16 protein-coding genes and 2 tRNA genes are annotated in these 15429 nt (G+C 55.6%); 10 read left to right on the top strand and 8 right to left on the bottom strand.

The features are described 5' to 3' along the window. Window position 1: 1 nt before the first annotated feature. The 4 genes from topA to HMPREF9098_RS06255 form a co-directional block, all read right to left on the bottom strand. On the bottom strand, window positions 2–2332 hold the full coding sequence (gene topA / locus HMPREF9098_RS06270; RefSeq protein ID WP_040564319.1) for a type I DNA topoisomerase: 2331 nt from the start codon (window positions 2330–2332) through the stop codon (window positions 2–4). 231 nt (window positions 2333–2563) lie between these two features. Beyond that, the gene (locus HMPREF9098_RS06265) at window positions 2564–3001 is read right to left on the bottom strand and encodes a hypothetical protein (RefSeq protein WP_003783013.1); all 438 of its coding nucleotides are present in this window, start codon (window positions 2999–3001) and stop codon (window positions 2564–2566) included. 18 nt (window positions 3002–3019) lie between these two features. Further along, window positions 3020–3556, bottom strand: coding sequence for a hypothetical protein (locus HMPREF9098_RS06260; protein WP_003783011.1), 537 nt, complete (start codon window positions 3554–3556; stop codon window positions 3020–3022). Between the two features lie 121 nt (window positions 3557–3677). After that, on the bottom strand, window positions 3678–4136 hold the full coding sequence (locus tag HMPREF9098_RS06255; RefSeq protein ID WP_040564793.1) for a Smg family protein: 459 nt from the start codon (window positions 4134–4136) through the stop codon (window positions 3678–3680). A 99-nt stretch (window positions 4137–4235) separates the two neighbouring features. Between HMPREF9098_RS06255 and HMPREF9098_RS06250 the strand changes: the two genes are divergently transcribed. Together HMPREF9098_RS06250 and HMPREF9098_RS06245 are read left to right on the top strand one after the other, a co-directional pair. Continuing rightward, window positions 4236–5447 carry a uracil-xanthine permease family protein gene (locus tag HMPREF9098_RS06250; protein ID WP_003783007.1) on the top strand — a complete coding sequence of 404 codons (1212 nt, stop codon included), beginning with the start codon at window positions 4236–4238 and terminating at the stop codon, window positions 5445–5447. Between the two features lie 150 nt (window positions 5448–5597). Then, window positions 5598–5801, top strand: coding sequence for a glycine zipper 2TM domain-containing protein (locus HMPREF9098_RS06245; RefSeq protein WP_040564791.1), 204 nt, complete (start codon window positions 5598–5600; stop codon window positions 5799–5801). Between the two features lie 80 nt (window positions 5802–5881). On the opposite strand, the gene HMPREF9098_RS06240 is transcribed toward HMPREF9098_RS06245, so the two are convergent. Together HMPREF9098_RS06240 and HMPREF9098_RS06235 are read right to left on the bottom strand one after the other, a co-directional pair. After that, window positions 5882–6721, bottom strand: coding sequence for a 2OG-Fe(II) oxygenase (locus HMPREF9098_RS06240; protein WP_003783005.1), 840 nt, complete (start codon window positions 6719–6721; stop codon window positions 5882–5884). A gap of 216 nt (window positions 6722–6937) precedes the next feature. Then, window positions 6938–8437 carry an alanine/glycine:cation symporter family protein gene (locus HMPREF9098_RS06235; protein ID WP_003783004.1) on the bottom strand — a complete coding sequence of 500 codons (1500 nt, stop codon included), beginning with the start codon at window positions 8435–8437 and terminating at the stop codon, window positions 6938–6940. 236 nt (window positions 8438–8673) lie between these two features. Here HMPREF9098_RS06235 and asd point away from each other — a divergent pair, with 236 nt between their 5' ends. After that, window positions 8674–9789: an aspartate-semialdehyde dehydrogenase gene (gene asd / locus HMPREF9098_RS06230; RefSeq protein WP_003783003.1), complete on the top strand. Its 1116-nt coding sequence runs from the start codon at window positions 8674–8676 to the stop codon at window positions 9787–9789. A gap of 135 nt (window positions 9790–9924) precedes the next feature. On the opposite strand, the gene HMPREF9098_RS06225 is transcribed toward asd, so the two are convergent. After that, window positions 9925–10001: transfer RNA gene (locus HMPREF9098_RS06225), tRNA-Asp, on the bottom strand. Window positions 10002–10037: 36 nt separating this feature from the next. Continuing rightward, window positions 10038–10113, bottom strand: a tRNA-Val gene (locus HMPREF9098_RS06220). 279 nt (window positions 10114–10392) lie between these two features. On the opposite strand from HMPREF9098_RS06220, the gene HMPREF9098_RS06215 reads away from it, so the two are divergent. The 7 genes from HMPREF9098_RS06215 to HMPREF9098_RS06185 all read left to right on the top strand — a co-directional run bounded on the left by HMPREF9098_RS06215 (window position 10393) and on the right by HMPREF9098_RS06185 (window position 15377). Beyond that, window positions 10393–11565, top strand: a complete 1173-nt coding sequence (locus HMPREF9098_RS06215; RefSeq protein ID WP_040564318.1) for an efflux RND transporter periplasmic adaptor subunit — start codon at window positions 10393–10395, stop codon at window positions 11563–11565. 164 nt (window positions 11566–11729) lie between these two features. Continuing rightward, the gene (locus tag HMPREF9098_RS11180; RefSeq protein ID WP_003783001.1) at window positions 11730–12050 is read left to right on the top strand and encodes a hypothetical protein; all 321 of its coding nucleotides are present in this window, start codon (window positions 11730–11732) and stop codon (window positions 12048–12050) included. A 48-nt stretch (window positions 12051–12098) separates the two neighbouring features. Then, window positions 12099–13061 (top strand): cation diffusion facilitator family transporter, encoded by a 963-nt coding sequence (locus HMPREF9098_RS06205; RefSeq protein ID WP_003783000.1) that lies wholly within the window; start codon window positions 12099–12101, stop codon window positions 13059–13061. Window positions 13062–13119: 58 nt separating this feature from the next. Further along, window positions 13120–14166: an SMI1/KNR4 family protein gene (locus HMPREF9098_RS06200; protein WP_003782999.1), complete on the top strand. Its 1047-nt coding sequence runs from the start codon at window positions 13120–13122 to the stop codon at window positions 14164–14166. A 79-nt stretch (window positions 14167–14245) separates the two neighbouring features. Next, a complete protein-coding gene (locus HMPREF9098_RS06195) occupies window positions 14246–14650 on the top strand; it encodes a hypothetical protein (RefSeq protein ID WP_147285387.1) in 405 nt (134 codons plus the stop codon). A gap of 67 nt (window positions 14651–14717) precedes the next feature. Then, window positions 14718–15167 (top strand): hypothetical protein, encoded by a 450-nt coding sequence (locus HMPREF9098_RS06190; protein ID WP_003782995.1) that lies wholly within the window; start codon window positions 14718–14720, stop codon window positions 15165–15167. Between the two features lie 18 nt (window positions 15168–15185). Next, the gene (locus tag HMPREF9098_RS06185) at window positions 15186–15377 is read left to right on the top strand and encodes a hypothetical protein (protein ID WP_003782994.1); all 192 of its coding nucleotides are present in this window, start codon (window positions 15186–15188) and stop codon (window positions 15375–15377) included. Window positions 15378–15429: the final 52 nt, after the last annotated feature.

Genomic DNA, 15429 nt, shown 5'->3' with positions numbered 1-15429 from the left:
TTTATTCGCCGCCTTTGCCTTCTTTCGGTGCGGGCGCTTCCAGTTGCTCTTTCCAGCCGCATTCTTTTTGCGGGCACACGCGCTCCACGCCCCAGCGTTTGGTGACTTTGCGCAGGGTGATTTTCCAGCCGCACTGCGGGCAGGGCTCGTTCAGCGGCTGGTGGTTCACGGCGTATTTGCAGTCGGGATAGGTGTCGCAGCTGTAAAACGTTGTGCCGAAGCGCGATTTGCGTTCCACCAAATGCCCTTTGCCGCACTGCGGGCAAGTTACACCCGTGTCTTTCGGTTTTTCCAGCGGCTCGACGTGTTTGCATTTCGGATAATTGGCGCAGCCGATGAATTTGCTGCCGGTGCGGCTGTTTTTGAACACGAGTTGGCCGCCGCATTTGGGGCAGCTGCGTCCGGCCAATTCGGCCTGTGCCTGCGCGTCGCGTTCCATGCGCTCGGCAGCCTGCTCGGCGGTTTCGTTGACGTTGCGCGTGTAATCGCATTCGGGATAGCCCGCGCAGGCGATGAAGCGGCCGGCTTTGCCGAATTTGATTTGCAGTTTGTGCTGGCCGCATTTGGGGCAGGTTTCGTCCAATTCCTGCGTGGTGAATTTGGCGCGCTCGATGCCTTCTTTTTCTTCAATCTGCTTGTGGAAGCCTTTCCAGAATTTGTCCATCACGGGCACCCACGCGCGTTTGCCGTTGGCGATTTCGTCCAGCTGGTCTTCCAGTTTCGCGGTGAAATCGTAGTCCACATACTGCTCGAAATGCTCGGTGAGGAATTTATTGACGATGTCGCCCGTGTCGGTGGGCTGGAAGCGGCGTTGCTCCACAACCACATATTCGCGGTCTTTCAGTGTTTTGATAATGCTGGCATATGTGGACGGCCGGCCGATGCCGAATTCTTCCAGTGCCTTCACTAAAGTCGCTTCGTTGAAGCGCGGCGGCGGCTGGGTGAAGTGTTGTTCGCCATAAAGTTTGTCCACAGGCAGCACGTCGCCCGCCGCCATTTCGGGCAGCTTTTTCGCGTCTTCGCTCTCGTCGTCTTCGTCTTGGCCTTCTTGGTAAACGCTCAAAAAGCCGGCAAACACCAGCACTTGCCCCGAAGCGCGGAACACGCCTTCGCCCATATGGATGTCCACCGTGGTGGCGTCAAATTTTGCGTCCACCATCTGGCAGGCCATGGTGCGCTGCCAAATCATTTGGTAAAGCTTGAACTGGTCGGGCGACAAAAACGGCTTCACGCTTTCGGGCGAGCGGTACACGGACGTGGGGCGGATGGCTTCGTGCGCTTCCTGCGCGTTTTTGGATTTGGTTTTGTACACGCGCGGGCTGTTCGGCAGGAAATCCGCGCCGATTTTGTTTTCAATATAGTGGCGGATTTCGGTGAGCGCATCTTCGGAAAGGGTAACGCTGTCGGTACGCATATAGGTAATCAGGCCGACGGCGCCCTGTCCCACGTCGATGCCTTCAAAAAGCTGCTGCGCGGTGCGCATGGTGCGGTCGGTGGTGAAACCCAGTTTGCGCACGGCATCCTGCTGCATGGTGGAGGTGGTGTAGGGTGCGGCGGGTTTCCGTGTGGCCTTCTTTTTCGCCACGTCGGCCACGCGGGCTTCCTTGCCTTGCAGTGCGGTCAAAATGGCGGCTTGGCTGGCTTCGTCCGGCAGCGAGAACTGTTCCAGTTTGCTGCCCTGCCATTGGGTGAGCTTGGCGCTGAATTTGGTGCGGCCTTTGTGGCTGTCCAAATGGACGGACCAGTATTCCTGCGTTTCAAACGCGCGGATTTCGTTTTCGCGTTCGCAAATCAGCCGCAGGGCGGGGCTTTGCACGCGCCCCGCGCTCAAACCGCGCCGGATTTTTTTCCACAAGAGCGGCGACAAATTAAAGCCGACCAAATAGTCCAGCGCACGGCGTGCCTGCTGCGCGTCCACCAAATGGATGTCCAGGCCGCGCGGCGATTTCAAAGCAGCCTGCACCCCTTTGGGCGTGACTTCATGGAACACCACGCGCTGTATTTTCTTTTCCACATCCTTCATGCCGCGCTTGGATTTCAAAATCTCGGCAATGTGCCACGAAATCGCTTCGCCTTCCCTATCCGGGTCGGTGGCCAGGTAAATGTGTTCGGCTTCTTTGGCGGCTTTCACGATTTCGTCCACATGCTTCACGGATTTGGCGGGGATTTCGTATTTCATGGCGAAGTTGTCGTCCGGATTGACCGCGCCGTTTTTCTTGATGAGGTCGCGCACATGGCCGAACGAGGCAAGCACTTCGAAATCGCCGCCCAGGTATTTTTTGATGGATTTGATTTTGTTGGGGGATTCGACAATGAGTAGGTTTTTGGACATAGTCTTCTTTTTTTCGTTAAATAGGGTTGTTAAAGCAGCCTGCATTTCACAATTCAAAGTGCAGGCTGCCTGAAATCTCTTTTTTTATTATTCTTATAATATGGTGTTTTTGGCAAGGGGCAGGGCGGTTTTTGCGGCAAAAAGCAGCCTGCACCCCTCAAAGGCCAGTTTTATAGTGAATTAAAATCGCAATGATACCGCGTTGGCTCGCCGCCTTGTCTCATTTTTATTTTAATCCACTATATCGCGCCAATGATTAACCATTGGCATAAAGCCCAGCAGCATAGCGCAATAGCCTTGCATGAAATTGCCCAGCGTCTGTATAGTCGGGTTGTCGCGCCAATCCAAAACCATCTGCCAATCCAGCAAGCGGGCTGTTAAATACAGTATGAAAACGCCTCCGGGAATGAGCAGGCCAGAGGCGAAGATACCTTTAATCCAGCATTGGTTATCCGTAGAAATGCTGGCCAACGATACGATAATCCCCGCCAAACTGCCTGCCGCCACCGCCGCAAAACCCTGCATATACATGGCAACCGCTGTTACGGCGGGTATCATCATCAGCAGAAATTGACACAAAATCAACAGAATGCCTGATTTTCCGCTATATTTCCGGTAGGCGGTGAGCAAAATCAGGCCAACGGCGCAAAATAGAAACAGGGCAATCATAGCAGCCTGCACCTTCGTTCAGCGGGCAATCTGTATGCTCAATACTTTTGCGCCAGGCGATGCTTTGGACGTGTTCAGCGGCAGTTCCACATCGGCTTCCTGCGTGCCGAAATCGCCGCCTTCCACGCGCAGGCCGATGTGTGCAGGCTGCTTGGCAAATTGGGCGAATTGGTGCATTTCGATTTCGCTCATGGTGATGTTGCGCAGCCGCCCCCATTTTTGCGCGACCTGCGTCAGGCGCATGGCGGGGCGCACGCCGTCTTGGGTTTGGCAGGCGGCAGAAAAGGTTTCCAGAGAATCGATTCTGCCGCGCCGCCCTTCTTCCAGGTGTGCGTACACCACCGCGTTCGGCGCAACGGGCAGCGGCCATATTTCCTCGCCTTCCTCGTCGGGTTCGCTGGGGACTTTCATGTGCGGAAAGGCGCGTTTTACTTGCGCCAGCGTTTGCCCCAGCTTCACGCCGCCGATGCCTTCGGGCGTAATCGTGCAGGCTGCATTGGCGGTGTGAAAGTGCAGCGCGGTCAGGAATAATGCGGCGAAAAGGTGTTTTTTCATATTCAATCCCAATCATCGTCCCGCCCGTATGTGCGTCAATACGAACGCGGCTTATGCGGGCGGTGTTAAAAGCAGCCTGCACTTTGTCGGGCGGCAAAATGCAGGCTGCCTGCGGCATGTGTCAGTGCATGGTTCCCTTGCCGTGCAGCACGCTCATCAAATCGTCGCCAATCAGCGTGGGCAGCTCGGTGCGCTGCGCCCACAACACCAGCAATGCCAGCACTTTGGCGTTTTCCAGCGTCATCTGTTCGTAGGGCAGGTGGATGAGCGCGTGGATGATGTATTCGCGCTGCTGGGCGTTGATGGCGCGGCTGTTTTCCAGAAAATGCAGCAGGCCGCGGATTTCCGCCGAAAGCAGCTCGATTTCTTCGGGATGGTAAATCCGCAGCACGGGTGTATCGGCGTGCAGGCTGCTTTTGGTTTCGGGTAGCTCTTCCAAAAGGTGCACGCAGGTCAGCGTTTGGCTGATGCTTTCGTATTCAAAGCCCGCTTCTTCCAGCATTTCGCCCAAATCGTCGGATTGGGGGAATTCTTGGAAATCGGCAAAATGTTCCAGCAAAAAGGCGACTACTTCTCTCATGTTCGTATTCTCGAAACAAAATCCCACATATTTTAACATTGTCTTTGCAGACTGGGCTATAATCCGCGCCGTTTGAACAGAGATGAAGGAAGCAGAAGCATGTTGCAGCAGATGAAAACGGCCGTTGCGGGCGCGCAGATTTTGTTTGTCGCGTTCGGCGCAATGGTTTTGGTGCCGATTTTGACCGGGCTGAATCCGGCGTTGGCGTTGTTGGGCGCGGGTATCGGCACGCTGGTGTTCCAGTTGCTGACCAAGCGCAAAGTGCCCATTTTTTTGGGCTCCTCTTTCGCCTTTATCGCGCCGATTATCGCCGCCAAGCAAAACTGGGGCGTGGGCGCGACCATGTTCGGCCTGTTCGCCGCCGGTTTTATGTATTTCGTCTTTGCCGCCGTTATCCGTTGGCGCGGCTTGGAAGCGGTGCACAAACTGTTGCCGCCCGTGGTTATCGGCCCTGTGATTATGGTGATTGGTTTGTCGGTGGCGGGTGCGGCCGGCAGCATGGCGGTGGGTAAAGGCGGCGATGTGCAGGTGGTGCCGTACGGCACGGCGGTGGCATTGGCGGCATTCACGTTCACGGTTACCGTGCTGGTGACCGTGTTCGGCAGCAAGATGATGAAGCTGATACCGATTTTGATTGGCGTGGGCGCGGGTTACGTTGCGGCGGCGCTGGCCGGCGTGGTGGATTTTCAGGGCGTGGCGGCCGCGCCTTGGTTTGCCGTGCCTGAATTTACCAAGCCGGAAGTGAACTGGAGTGCGGCGTTTTTCATGCTGCCCGTGGCCATTGCGCCGGCCATCGAGCACATTGGCGGCATTTTGGCGATTGGCGCGGTAACGGGTAAGGATTACGCGGCCGACCCGGGATTGGACAAAACGCTGGCGGGCGACGGTTTGGGCGTGTGCGTGGCAGGTTTGATTGGCGGCCCACCGGTAACGACATACGGCGAAGTGACCGGTGCGGTGATGATTACCAAAAACAGCAACCCCGTGATTATGACGTGGGCGGCGGTGTTTGCCATCTGCATGGCGTTTTTCGGCAAATTCAATGCGTTTTTGGCGTCGATTCCGCTGCCGGTGATGGGCGGCGTGATGCTGCTGCTGTTTGGCACGATTGCCTCTTTGGGCTTGAAAACGCTGATTGATGCGAAAGTGGATTTGATGCGCCCGAAAAACCTGGTGATTGCCAGCACGACGCTGACGGTGGGGCTGGGCGGCTTTTTCGTGCAAATCGGCGATATGGCGTTTGCAGGCGTGGGTTTGTCGGCATTGCTGGCCATTTTGCTGAATGCGGTGCTGCTCGACCGCGCCGAATAAATCCGCACGCTTCAAAAGCAGCCTGCACATGCTTCGGCGGGCGGAATCTGCCAAAGTGCAGGCTGCTTTTTCACGTTTTTACAGACATTCACGAATAATCGTGGCATACTATATCCGACCCCTCAACCCGATAAACAGGAGTTTATTATGATGAAAGCTAAATTGTTGAAATTAGGCATGGTGGTGACTTTGGCAGCCTCTTTGGGCGCATGTGCCAACATGACGACAGCACAACGCAACACCGCTATGGGCGCTGCCGCAGGTGCGGTGGCCGGCAACCTGCTGGGTAACAGCACCGCGGCTACTCTGGGTGGCGCGGCATTGGGTGGCGTTATCGGCAGCCAAGTGAAATAATTGCCGGTTTGGCAACTTAAAAAGCAGCCTGCATCTCGTTCTTCGGGGTGCAGGCTGCTTTTTTGTGTTGGTTTGGCGCGTCAATAGGGTTTTTCGCGCAGCCATTTGCTGGCCAGATATTTCACGCCGGACACCACGGGCACGCCGGCATGCAGGGTCAGCGGGTTGCCTTCGCCGTTGGGCAGTGTGTTGGCAAAAAACAGAGCCATGCCTTTTTTCGGGCGGATTTCAAAATTCAGTGCGGGGAAACGGGTGGCACCGCCGGCGTCCACATCGCACAAATACACCAGGAACGTGCCGACACGCTGTCCGCCGGTTTGCATATTTTTTCTGCCGCCTTCGCTTTGCGTGTCGAAATAATCGAAATGCGCTTTGTATTCGCCGCCGGAGCGGTAGCGCAGCACCTGCATGCCTTCGCCGTTTTCGGCCGGCCAGTGGATGGCGGCGGCAATGCGTGCTTCCAGTCGGGCAATCAGCGGATGCTCGGCACGGGCGAAAGCAGCGTTCATGCTGGTGCGGTCTTGGTGTTTCACAAATTCGCCGGTGGCAGGGTCAACCACGGTGGCGTCTTCCACTTTGCCTTCCGCAAGGGCAATCAGTTGCGCGCATTCTTCGGCGGTGATGAAGTTATCCAGCACAACCACTTCGGGGCTGTCGCAGGCAAATATCACTTGCGGCGATGCATTGGGCAGGGTGAGGCGGTTGTGCGACACATCGACAAACGGGCGGGGCTGGGCAGCCTGCGGCACCAGTTTGAAATCGTCCGCCAATGCTTGGCAGGCATCGCTCATGCCGTGTTCCGCCAATACTTTGGCCAGGTTTTCGGGCGGTACTTGGCGCGCCAGGTTTTCCAGCAGCCATTGCTGCCATTCGGGCGACAGGTGTTGCAAGGCTGTGAGGTTGGGTGTGGGTTGGGTCATGGTGTGTTCCGTAAATATAGTGAATTAAAATCGCAATGATACGGCGTTGGCTCGCCTTGACGTACTACTTGTACGCCTTGCGGCTCGCCGCCTTGTCTCATTTTTATTTTAATCCACTATAAATGATAATGGGCGGATTATAGCATTTTCAATCAGGCAAAAAGCAGCCTGCACCCCATTGGGGAAGTGCAGGCTGCTTTTGTGTGGTCAATCGGATTACCAGATATCGCTTTTGATTTTGCGTTTCAGCACGGGGTGTTCGCTCAATTTGAATTCCGGCTCGGCTTTGCCCATGCGGATTTTGACCGTGTAGTCTTTCAGCACCAGCAGCACCACTTTATACAGCAGCACAATCGCCACCAAATTAATCAGCGCCATCACGCCCATGCTCAAATCGCCCATATCCCACACAATCGCTACTTTGGCAATCGAACCGAAATACACGAACGCCAGCACCAGCATGCGGAACACTGCCAGCACGAAGCGGTTGCTGTGCAGATAAAGGATGTTCGATTCGGCATAGGCATAGTTGCCGATGATGGACGAGAAGCAGAACATGAACAGCACCACGGCCAAGAAGGTTTGCGCCCAAGGGCCGATGTGCGTTTCCAAAGCAGCCTGCGTCATTTGGATGCCGCTCAAATCAGGATTGTGCGGCATTTGCGACAGCAGCACGATAAACGCCGTGGCCGAACACACGATAATCGTATCCACAAACACGCCCAGCATTTGAATCAGGCCTTGGGATGCAGGGTGCTTCACGTCGGCAGACGCGGCGGCATTCGGCGCGGAACCTTGGCCGGCTTCGTTGGAAAACAGGCCGCGTTTGATGCCGAGCATCATGCTTTGCGAAACCAAACCGCCCAGCAGACCGCCGCCGGCTGCTTTGAACGTGAACGCGTCTTCAAAAATCAAGCCGATTACGCGCGGAATTTCGCCGAGGTTGGTGGCAATCACAAACAGCGCCACGCCGATATACATCAACGCCATCATCGGCACAATCGCTTCGGATACGCGGGCCACACGTTTAACGCCGCCGAAAATAATCGGCGCGGAAGCAATCACCAAAACCGCCGCAATGCCGTGTTTGTAGTTGTCCCACACTTCTTCGGTCACGCCGTGCACCGTGGTCATGCCCGCCGCCGATTGGACGGCCTGCACAATCGTGTTGGCCTGAATCGAGTTATACACGAAGCCGAAGCAGAAAATCAGGCTGATGGAAAACAGGATGGACAGCCAGCGTTGGTTCAGACCGTGGGCAATATAATACGCAGGGCCACCGCGGAACAGGCCGGTTTCCTTGTCGCGCACTTTATAAACCTGCGCCAAGGTGGATTCGGCGAATGCGGAACTCATGCCAATCAGCGCCGTCACCCACATCCAAAACACGGCACCAGGGCCGCCGGATGCAATGGCCAGGGCAACGCCGGCAATATTGCCCGTGCCCACGCGGCTGGCCAAACCGGTCACAAATGCCTGAAAAGACGTGATGCCGTGCGGGTCGTTCGGGTTTTGGCGGCTGCCGCCGATTTCCTTAACGCTGCGGCCGAGCAGGCGCAGTTGCACAAAGCCGGTCGTCAGCGTGAAAAAAACGCCCACGCCGATTAAAATCCATACCAACCACGACCATAAAGGCGAGCTGATGGCGTTCACCGTGCAGTGGACGGCGTCGACTGCATTTTCTTTGGCAAAGCAGCCTGTGATTTCGTTAAACATAAGTCCCTTTCCTTGCAAAAATTCTGTCAATACACATTAACAATAGGTTAGTAATTGTTAAGATGTGAAAGCGGCGATTGTAATATAAAAATTCCGTATGTTTGAAAATTTTTGCACGGCCAAAAGCAGCCTGCACATTAAAAACCGGCCGTTTGCGCACAAAACGCTTTACATTTGCGCCGCAAAGGATTAAAACCACGCCTTTACGCTTAACATTTTATTGACGGAGATTTGATATGAAAGTAGGTTTTGTCGGCTGGCGCGGCATGGTCGGTTCGGTATTGATGCAACGTATGCGCGAAGAGAACGATTTTGCACACATTCCCGAAGCGTTTTTCTTCACCACATCCAATCCGGGCGGCGCCGCACCCGACTTCGGCCAGGCAGCCAAAACGCTGCTGGATGCCAACAATATTGCCGAACTGGCCAAAATGGACATTATCGTTACCTGCCAAGGCGGCGACTACACCAAAGCCGTGTTCGAGCCGTTGCGCCAAAGCGGCTGGAACGGCTACTGGATTGATGCGGCGTCCACATTGCGCATGAAAGACGATGCGATTATCGTGCTCGACCCCGTGAACCGCAACGTGATTGACGCAGGCCTGAAAAACGGCGTGAAAAACTATATCGGCGGCAACTGCACCGTATCGCTGATGCTGATGGCATTGGGCGGGCTGTTCCAAAACGGCCTGGTGGAATGGGCGACTTCCATGACTTATCAAGCCGCATCGGGTGCGGGCGCGAAAAACATGCGCGAACTGATTGCCGGCATGGGCGCGGTGCACAGCCAAGTGGCCGCCGAATTGGCCGACCCTGCCAGCGCCATTTTGACCATCGACCGCAAAGTCTCCGATTTCCTGCGTGCCGATAGCTATCCCAAAGAAAACTTCGGCGTGCCGTTGGCAGGCAGCCTGATTCCGTGGATTGACGCGGATTTGGGCAACGGCCAGTCCAAAGAAGAATGGAAGGGCGGCGTGGAAACCAACAAAATTTTGGGCAACAGCACGCCCGTGCCGATTGACGGTTTGTGCGTACGCATCGGCGCCATGCGCTGTCACAGCCAGGCCATCACGCTGAAATTGAAAAAAGATTTGCCGCTGGCCGAAATCGAGCAAACCATTGCCAACGCAAACCCTTGGGCAAAAGTGGTGCCGAACACCAAAGAAGCCAGCATGCACGAATTGACGCCTGCCGCAGTGACCGGCACGCTGGCCACACCGGTGGGCCGTATCCGCAAGCTGGCCATGGGCGGAGAATACATCAGCGCGTTCACCGTGGGCGACCAACTGCTGTGGGGCGCGGCCGAACCGATTCGCCGTATGCTGCGGATTGTATTGGGTAATTTGGATTGATGTTGTCCTGAATAAAGTGCAGGCTGCTTTTGGAATATGTTTCAAAAGCAGCCTGCACTTTTATGGATGAAGATAAAAGCCATAGGCAAAAAAATAACTCTTCAGCGAACCAAAGAGTTTGTGTGAAAAGGTGATTGGCGCGGTGGACGGGGCTCGAACCCGCGACCACCGGCGTGACAGGCCGGTACTCTAACCAACTGAGCTACCACCGCGCAAACCGACTGCCGTTAAAGCAACCGGTTTAAAACTGGTGGGTGATGACGGAGTCGAACCGCCGACATTCTGCTTGTAAGGCAGACGCTCTACCAACTGAGCTAATCACCCGTATTGGGAAAGGCAGTATTAAACCAAAGAATTTGTTTGAATGCAAGCGTTTTTTGTATTGATGGCAGAAAAAAGTGATTTTGATGGGTTCGGGCGGCGCATGAAAATGTAATTTACGCCCAAAAAATACCAAAATTTGTAAATGAATATATTTTAATATTTTGATTTATAATAATTTTATTTGATTTAATGCGCCGTGTCCGCATTGGTTTTGGCACTGAAATACGTTATTATGGCGTATTTCAAACGATTGACTTTTATTTAAAGGTGTTCTCACACATGAAAATATTGAAATGGATAGTGATTGCGGCCGTTATCGCGGCGGCGGCCTGGGGCGGATGGATGTATTTCCAGCCCAAAGAAGAAGTGTCGTATATCACGGAAACGGTGAAACGCGGCGACATCAGCCAAACGGTTTCGGCCACCGGTGAAATTGCCGCCACCAATTTGGTGGACGTGGGCGCGCAGGTTTCCGGGCAAATTAAGAAAATGCACGTGCAAATCGGCGACGAAGTGAAGGCGGGCGATTTGATTGCGGAAATCGATAATGTGACCCAAGTGAATGAAGTCAATACGAAAAAAGCGCAGTTGGAAACCTATCGGGCGCAACTGGCTTCGGCGCAGGTGGCGTTGAAAATCGCGCAGCGCAAATACGACCGCTATAAAACCTTGGCCAATGCAGATGCCGTATCTAAAGAAGAATTCGAGGCAACGGAAGACAGTTTGGCGACCAACCGCGCCAAAATCCGCGAATTGCAATCGTCCATCAAGCAAACGCAGATTGCGATTAACACGGCGGAAAAAGATTTGGGCTACACGCGCATCACCGCGCCCGTGGACGGCACGGTGGTGGCCTTGGTGGTGGAGCAGGGGCAGACGATTAACGCGAGCCAGACTTCGCCCACGGTGGTGCAGATTGCTAATTTGGGCAGCATGACCAATAAAATGCAGATTGCGGAAGGCGATATTACCAAGGTGCGCGCGGGGCAGAAAATCAGCTTCACGATTTTGTCCGAGCCGGATAACCCGATTAGCGCGACTTTGGACAGCATCGACCCGGGTTTGACCACCATGTCCAAAGGTTCGTACAGCAAATCCACCGACACCACGTCCAGCGCGATTTATTATTTTGCCCGCGCGATTGTGGACAATTCCAACCACAAGCTGGCCATCGGTATGACGACGCAAAATACCATTGAAATCAATTCGGCGCGTAATGTTCTGATGGTGCCGAACGTGGCGGTGAAGGCGCGCGACGGCAAAAAATATGTGCGCGTATTGACCGCTGGCAACCAGGTGGTGGAAAAAGAAGTGCAAACCGGCCTGAAAGACAGCATGAACATTGAAATCAAATCAGGCTTGGCAGAGGGCGACAAAGTGGTGATGTCGGAAATGGGTGCGGGCGAAAAAGCCGAAGCCATGCAGAAAAGCATGGGCCCCGGACCGCGCTAAAAACGGCTGAATGCCCGGCATTTTGAAGGTGCAGGCTGCTTTTGAACGTTCGGAAACGCGGTAAAAGCAGCCTGCACTCAAAAAGGGGATAGGAGGCACGGCAAACCGGCGGCGAAATGTACAAAAACATGGTTGGCCGAAATGCTTTTTTCTGCGCTGGATAAATGGAGCACCCGTATATGCTGGAAACCTTGTTGCACGCTGTTTTGCGCCTGTTTGCCTTTCTGCTGTATGGGTTGCTGGAGTGGTGGTCGTGGGGCGGTGAAACCGAAACGGAACAGTGGTTTTTCTACCGCACCGCCTGCGTGGTCGTGCCGATATTGAGCTTAGGGCTGCTGCGCGTGGAGCGTTACAGTAATTCGCAGCTTTTGGACTGGCGCACCATTTCCACCGATTCGGCGGAAGTGGTCGGGCAGATGCTTTGGCTGATAGCGGTCTTGCTGCTTTTGGCGGGGATTTGGTCGTATTTGGACGGCAAAACATAGCGTTGCGGCGGCAAAAAGCAGCCTGCACTTAAACATTAAGGAAACATCATGTCTTTCCACACCCACGAACACAACCATGCCCACGCCCACAGCACCAACACCCGCATCCTGCGCGTGTCGCTGGCCGTGATTGGCGGTTTTATGCTGGTGGAAGCGGCGGCAGGCTGGCTTAGCGGCAGCCTCGCGCTCTTGTCGGACGCGGGGCACATGTTTTCCGATGCCGCCTCGCTCGCCCTCGCCCTGTTCGCCTTCAAATGGGCGGAAAAGGCCGCCAACTCGCAAAAAAGCTACGGCTACCAGCGCGTGGAAATCTTGGCCGCCGCGCTCAACGGCCTCACGCTGGTGGTAATGGCGGCGTGGATTGTGGTCGAAGCCGTTATCCGCGCCTTCAAACCCGTACCCGTGGCGGGCGGTGCGATGCTGGCGGTGGCCGTGATTGGGCTGTTGGTGAACCTATTTGTCGCGTGGTATATGCTGCGCGGTGAGAAGGATAATTTGAATATGCGCGGCGCGTTCCTGCACGTTATCGGCGACTTGCTCGGCTCGGTGGCGGCGGTGGCGGCCGGCCTGCTGATACAGTTTTACGGCTGGAACTGGGCGGACTTGGCGGCCAGCGCGGCGGTGGCGCTGCTGATTGGCAAAAGCGGCTGGGGCGTGCTTTCAGGCAGCCTGCACATCCTGATGGAAGGTGCGCCCAAAGGCACGGATTTGGTGAAAATTGCCGAAGACATACAGAAAATCAACGGTATATTGGGCGTGCACGATTTGCACGCCTGGACGATTACCAGCAAAAAACACGCCATGTCCTGCCATGTGATCGTGCACAGCGGCCTGACCGTGGCGGAGGCAGATGCGCTGGTCAAACAGGTGCAGGCTGCCGTTCGGGCGCACGGCATCGGCCACATCACCGTGCAAACAGAACCAGCCGACGGCGGCGAAGCGTGCTGCCAAGCGTGCGAGCAGACGGCGCATGAATGCGGCCACGAACACGGACACGCGCATGAACATTAGCATTTTCAGGTAGCCTGGAAAGCAGCCTGCACCCGATTGATTTGCTCAAAGGACGAGTATGAACCTAAAAACCCTCCGAACCTTCGAAACCCGACACCGCTTCGCTTATCCGCCGCTTTACCTTCAAATGGCGCAAAACGGTTTTTTAGATTTCGGCCAAATAGGCGCAGGCTGGTTCACGCAAGAATTTCCCAAACTTCAAGCCCGTCCGCCGCTGCTGCTTTACGGCGACGATTTCGAGCTGATAGACGGCAGCCGCATTGCCGAAGAACTCGACAGCCAGCACGACCCCGACAGCTGTTGGGACGTGCGCGAAGACTACCTGTTCGCCCCCTTCGCCCAAAACGGCGCGGGCGATTTGTACTGCTTTTTTTACGACCGTTCCGCGCCCGAAGCCGAACCGCCCGTCGTCCTGCTGTGGCACGATTGCGACCAAGCCGATATTTTGGCAGACAACCTGCAAGCCTTCCTGCTGCGCGCCCTGCTGGAAAGCGTCGCGCACATGAACCCCGACACCTCGCTTTGGACGGCGGACGGATGGCAGGGGCAGCTTGCCGCCTATTCCGCCACCCACCGCCCCTATCTCGCCGCCGCTCAGGAAAACCTGCTGGCAGACATTTTTTGGCGGGAACAGCAAATTTTTGAAACAGGCGGGGAACGCGAAACCGGGCTGCTTTCCCGCCGCGAAGTCGAACAAATCCTGTCGCGGCAGCCTGGGTTTGCGCGCAGCGGCGAAAGTTTCCCCTATCAGGCGGAACGCGAATACGCGCCGCCGCCCGAAAGGGAATGCGTAAACGGAACGCTGCATTTGGAAATCGCCCCGCCACCCGCGCAGGGCAGCCCCGTTTATGCCGCGCTGAAAGCCTTGAATTGGAAACAGGACAAGCGGATAAGCAACGCGCTGCATTATTTGCGCAACGTGCAGCAGTACATCTATCCTAATGTCGGCAGCGACCCCGATTACTGGCTGGATGATTCGCTCGCCCCGTTCAAAGAACGGTTGGCCGCCCTGCAACAGCTTGCCCCCAATCTGCGGCTGTGGTTTGAAAACGGCGGCACGCAAGCAGTTGTTCAAATCCTGCCGCCCGATAAAAATAGCGGATAAAAATAAAAGGATGCAAAACGGGCAAATGCAGCAGCATTGTGATTTTAATCCGCTCCAACCCATTTCAGGCAGCCTGCACATGAACCCACCCCTGTTTCCCTATCTTGCCGAGCACGGCCGCGCCGCCGTTGCCCAAATTGCCGCTCTGTCCGCTTTTGACGGTGAACGTGCCGAAAACCTGCGCGTGCTGCGGCAGGTGGTGGAACGGCAGAACGGCTGTCTCACCGCCGAACAATGTACGGCCTATTTTCCGTCCGAAGTGCTGGATTATGCCGCTTCACGCCCCGACCAAGCCGCCGCCTATACCGCCGCCCTGCTGATACTGCTGCAAAGCGCGATAGTGCACCGCCGCCACAGCACGGAACTCGGGCTGTGCCGCGACCGCTACCGCCGCGAAAACATTGGGTGCAGGCTGCCTGAAGCCATGCGGCAGGCGCTGGACGAAGCGTTTGCTGCCGCAGAGGGGCAAGGCGTGCTGGCATAACAGGGCGGCAGAGCGCGTTTCGGGCCGACAAAAAAAGCAGCCTGCACACCAAATCGGAATCCCGAAAATGAAGCTAAACCCCGAAAACGGCAGCATTACCCTGCCGGACGGCAACACCATCGCCGCGCACACCGTATTGGCCGACTTGGCCACCCTGTATCCCCACGTCCACCCGCTGTGCCCGTGCACTGGAACCGTCCATTTTGGACTGTTGTTTGCCGATAAATTCCAGCAATATACCGTTGCTGCACGATTTGAACAGCAGCGGCTGGACAGCGTGTCCGTATTTTTCTGCCCGGCAGGCGAAGACAACAGCTGGGAAACGTGGACGGAAGCGCGCGAACTACAACGGCGGCAAGAATTCGACCGCTGGCTGGACCGGCAGCTCGGCAGCGAGCCCTGCACCGTTCAAACATCGGCCGCAGGCAAATGCCGCCGCTTCACGTGGGGCAGCGCAGGTGCGTATTACCAAAAACAAGACGGTGGCACGGCGGTTGTCGTCAGCTACCGCCGATGAAACACGAAGGAAAGTAATATGCCCGCCAAACAATCCTTTTCCACCCGACTGCTGCGCCCTGCCGCCACATTCTTGTTACCATTGAACGAATATTTGAGCCTGAAGGTGGTATTCCGCCCCTTTTTATGGGACGGGAAAACGATAGATACTGAACTGCGGCTGGATTTGCACAATTGTGCTGCCGTCGCCGTATTTGCGCGATTTAATTAATTTGCAATTGACATTGAGCGACGAGGAAAACAGTTTTGCCGAAGGGGGCGCA

The sequence above is a fragment of the Kingella denitrificans ATCC 33394 genome, assembly GCF_000190695.1.
Classification (GTDB): Bacteria; Pseudomonadota; Gammaproteobacteria; order Burkholderiales; family Neisseriaceae; genus Kingella_A; species Kingella_A denitrificans.
This window is presented reverse-complemented; position numbering and strand designations above follow the sequence as displayed.

What these genes read in the sequence shown, in the direction of transcription:
- asd (WP_003783003.1), top strand. Translation starts at nt 8,674, where the DNA reads ATGAAAGTAGGTTTTGTCGGCTGGCGCGGCATGGTCGGTTCGGTATTG.
- HMPREF9098_RS06190 (WP_003782995.1), top strand. Translation starts at nt 14,718, where the DNA reads ATGAAGCTAAACCCCGAAAACGGCAGCATTACCCTGCCGGACGGCAAC.
- HMPREF9098_RS06235 (WP_003783004.1), bottom strand. Translation starts at nt 8,437, where the DNA reads ATGTTTAACGAAATCACAGGCTGCTTTGCCAAAGAAAATGCAGTCGAC.
- HMPREF9098_RS06250 (WP_003783007.1), top strand. Translation starts at nt 4,236, where the DNA reads ATGTTGCAGCAGATGAAAACGGCCGTTGCGGGCGCGCAGATTTTGTTT.
- HMPREF9098_RS06255 (WP_040564793.1), bottom strand. Translation starts at nt 4,136, where the DNA reads ATGAGAGAAGTAGTCGCCTTTTTGCTGGAACATTTTGCCGATTTCCAA.
- HMPREF9098_RS06215 (WP_040564318.1), top strand. Translation starts at nt 10,393, where the DNA reads ATGAAAATATTGAAATGGATAGTGATTGCGGCCGTTATCGCGGCGGCG.
- HMPREF9098_RS06240 (WP_003783005.1), bottom strand. Translation starts at nt 6,721, where the DNA reads ATGACCCAACCCACACCCAACCTCACAGCCTTGCAACACCTGTCGCCC.
- HMPREF9098_RS06195 (WP_147285387.1), top strand. Translation starts at nt 14,246, where the DNA reads ATGAACCCACCCCTGTTTCCCTATCTTGCCGAGCACGGCCGCGCCGCC.
- HMPREF9098_RS06265 (WP_003783013.1), bottom strand. Translation starts at nt 3,001, where the DNA reads ATGATTGCCCTGTTTCTATTTTGCGCCGTTGGCCTGATTTTGCTCACC.
- HMPREF9098_RS06245 (WP_040564791.1), top strand. Translation starts at nt 5,598, where the DNA reads ATGAAAGCTAAATTGTTGAAATTAGGCATGGTGGTGACTTTGGCAGCC.
- HMPREF9098_RS06205 (WP_003783000.1), top strand. Translation starts at nt 12,099, where the DNA reads ATGTCTTTCCACACCCACGAACACAACCATGCCCACGCCCACAGCACC.
- HMPREF9098_RS06185 (WP_003782994.1), top strand. Translation starts at nt 15,186, where the DNA reads ATGCCCGCCAAACAATCCTTTTCCACCCGACTGCTGCGCCCTGCCGCC.
- topA (WP_040564319.1), bottom strand. Translation starts at nt 2,332, where the DNA reads ATGTCCAAAAACCTACTCATTGTCGAATCCCCCAACAAAATCAAATCC.
- HMPREF9098_RS06200 (WP_003782999.1), top strand. Translation starts at nt 13,120, where the DNA reads ATGAACCTAAAAACCCTCCGAACCTTCGAAACCCGACACCGCTTCGCT.
- HMPREF9098_RS11180 (WP_003783001.1), top strand. Translation starts at nt 11,730, where the DNA reads ATGGAGCACCCGTATATGCTGGAAACCTTGTTGCACGCTGTTTTGCGC.
- HMPREF9098_RS06260 (WP_003783011.1), bottom strand. Translation starts at nt 3,556, where the DNA reads ATGAAAAAACACCTTTTCGCCGCATTATTCCTGACCGCGCTGCACTTT.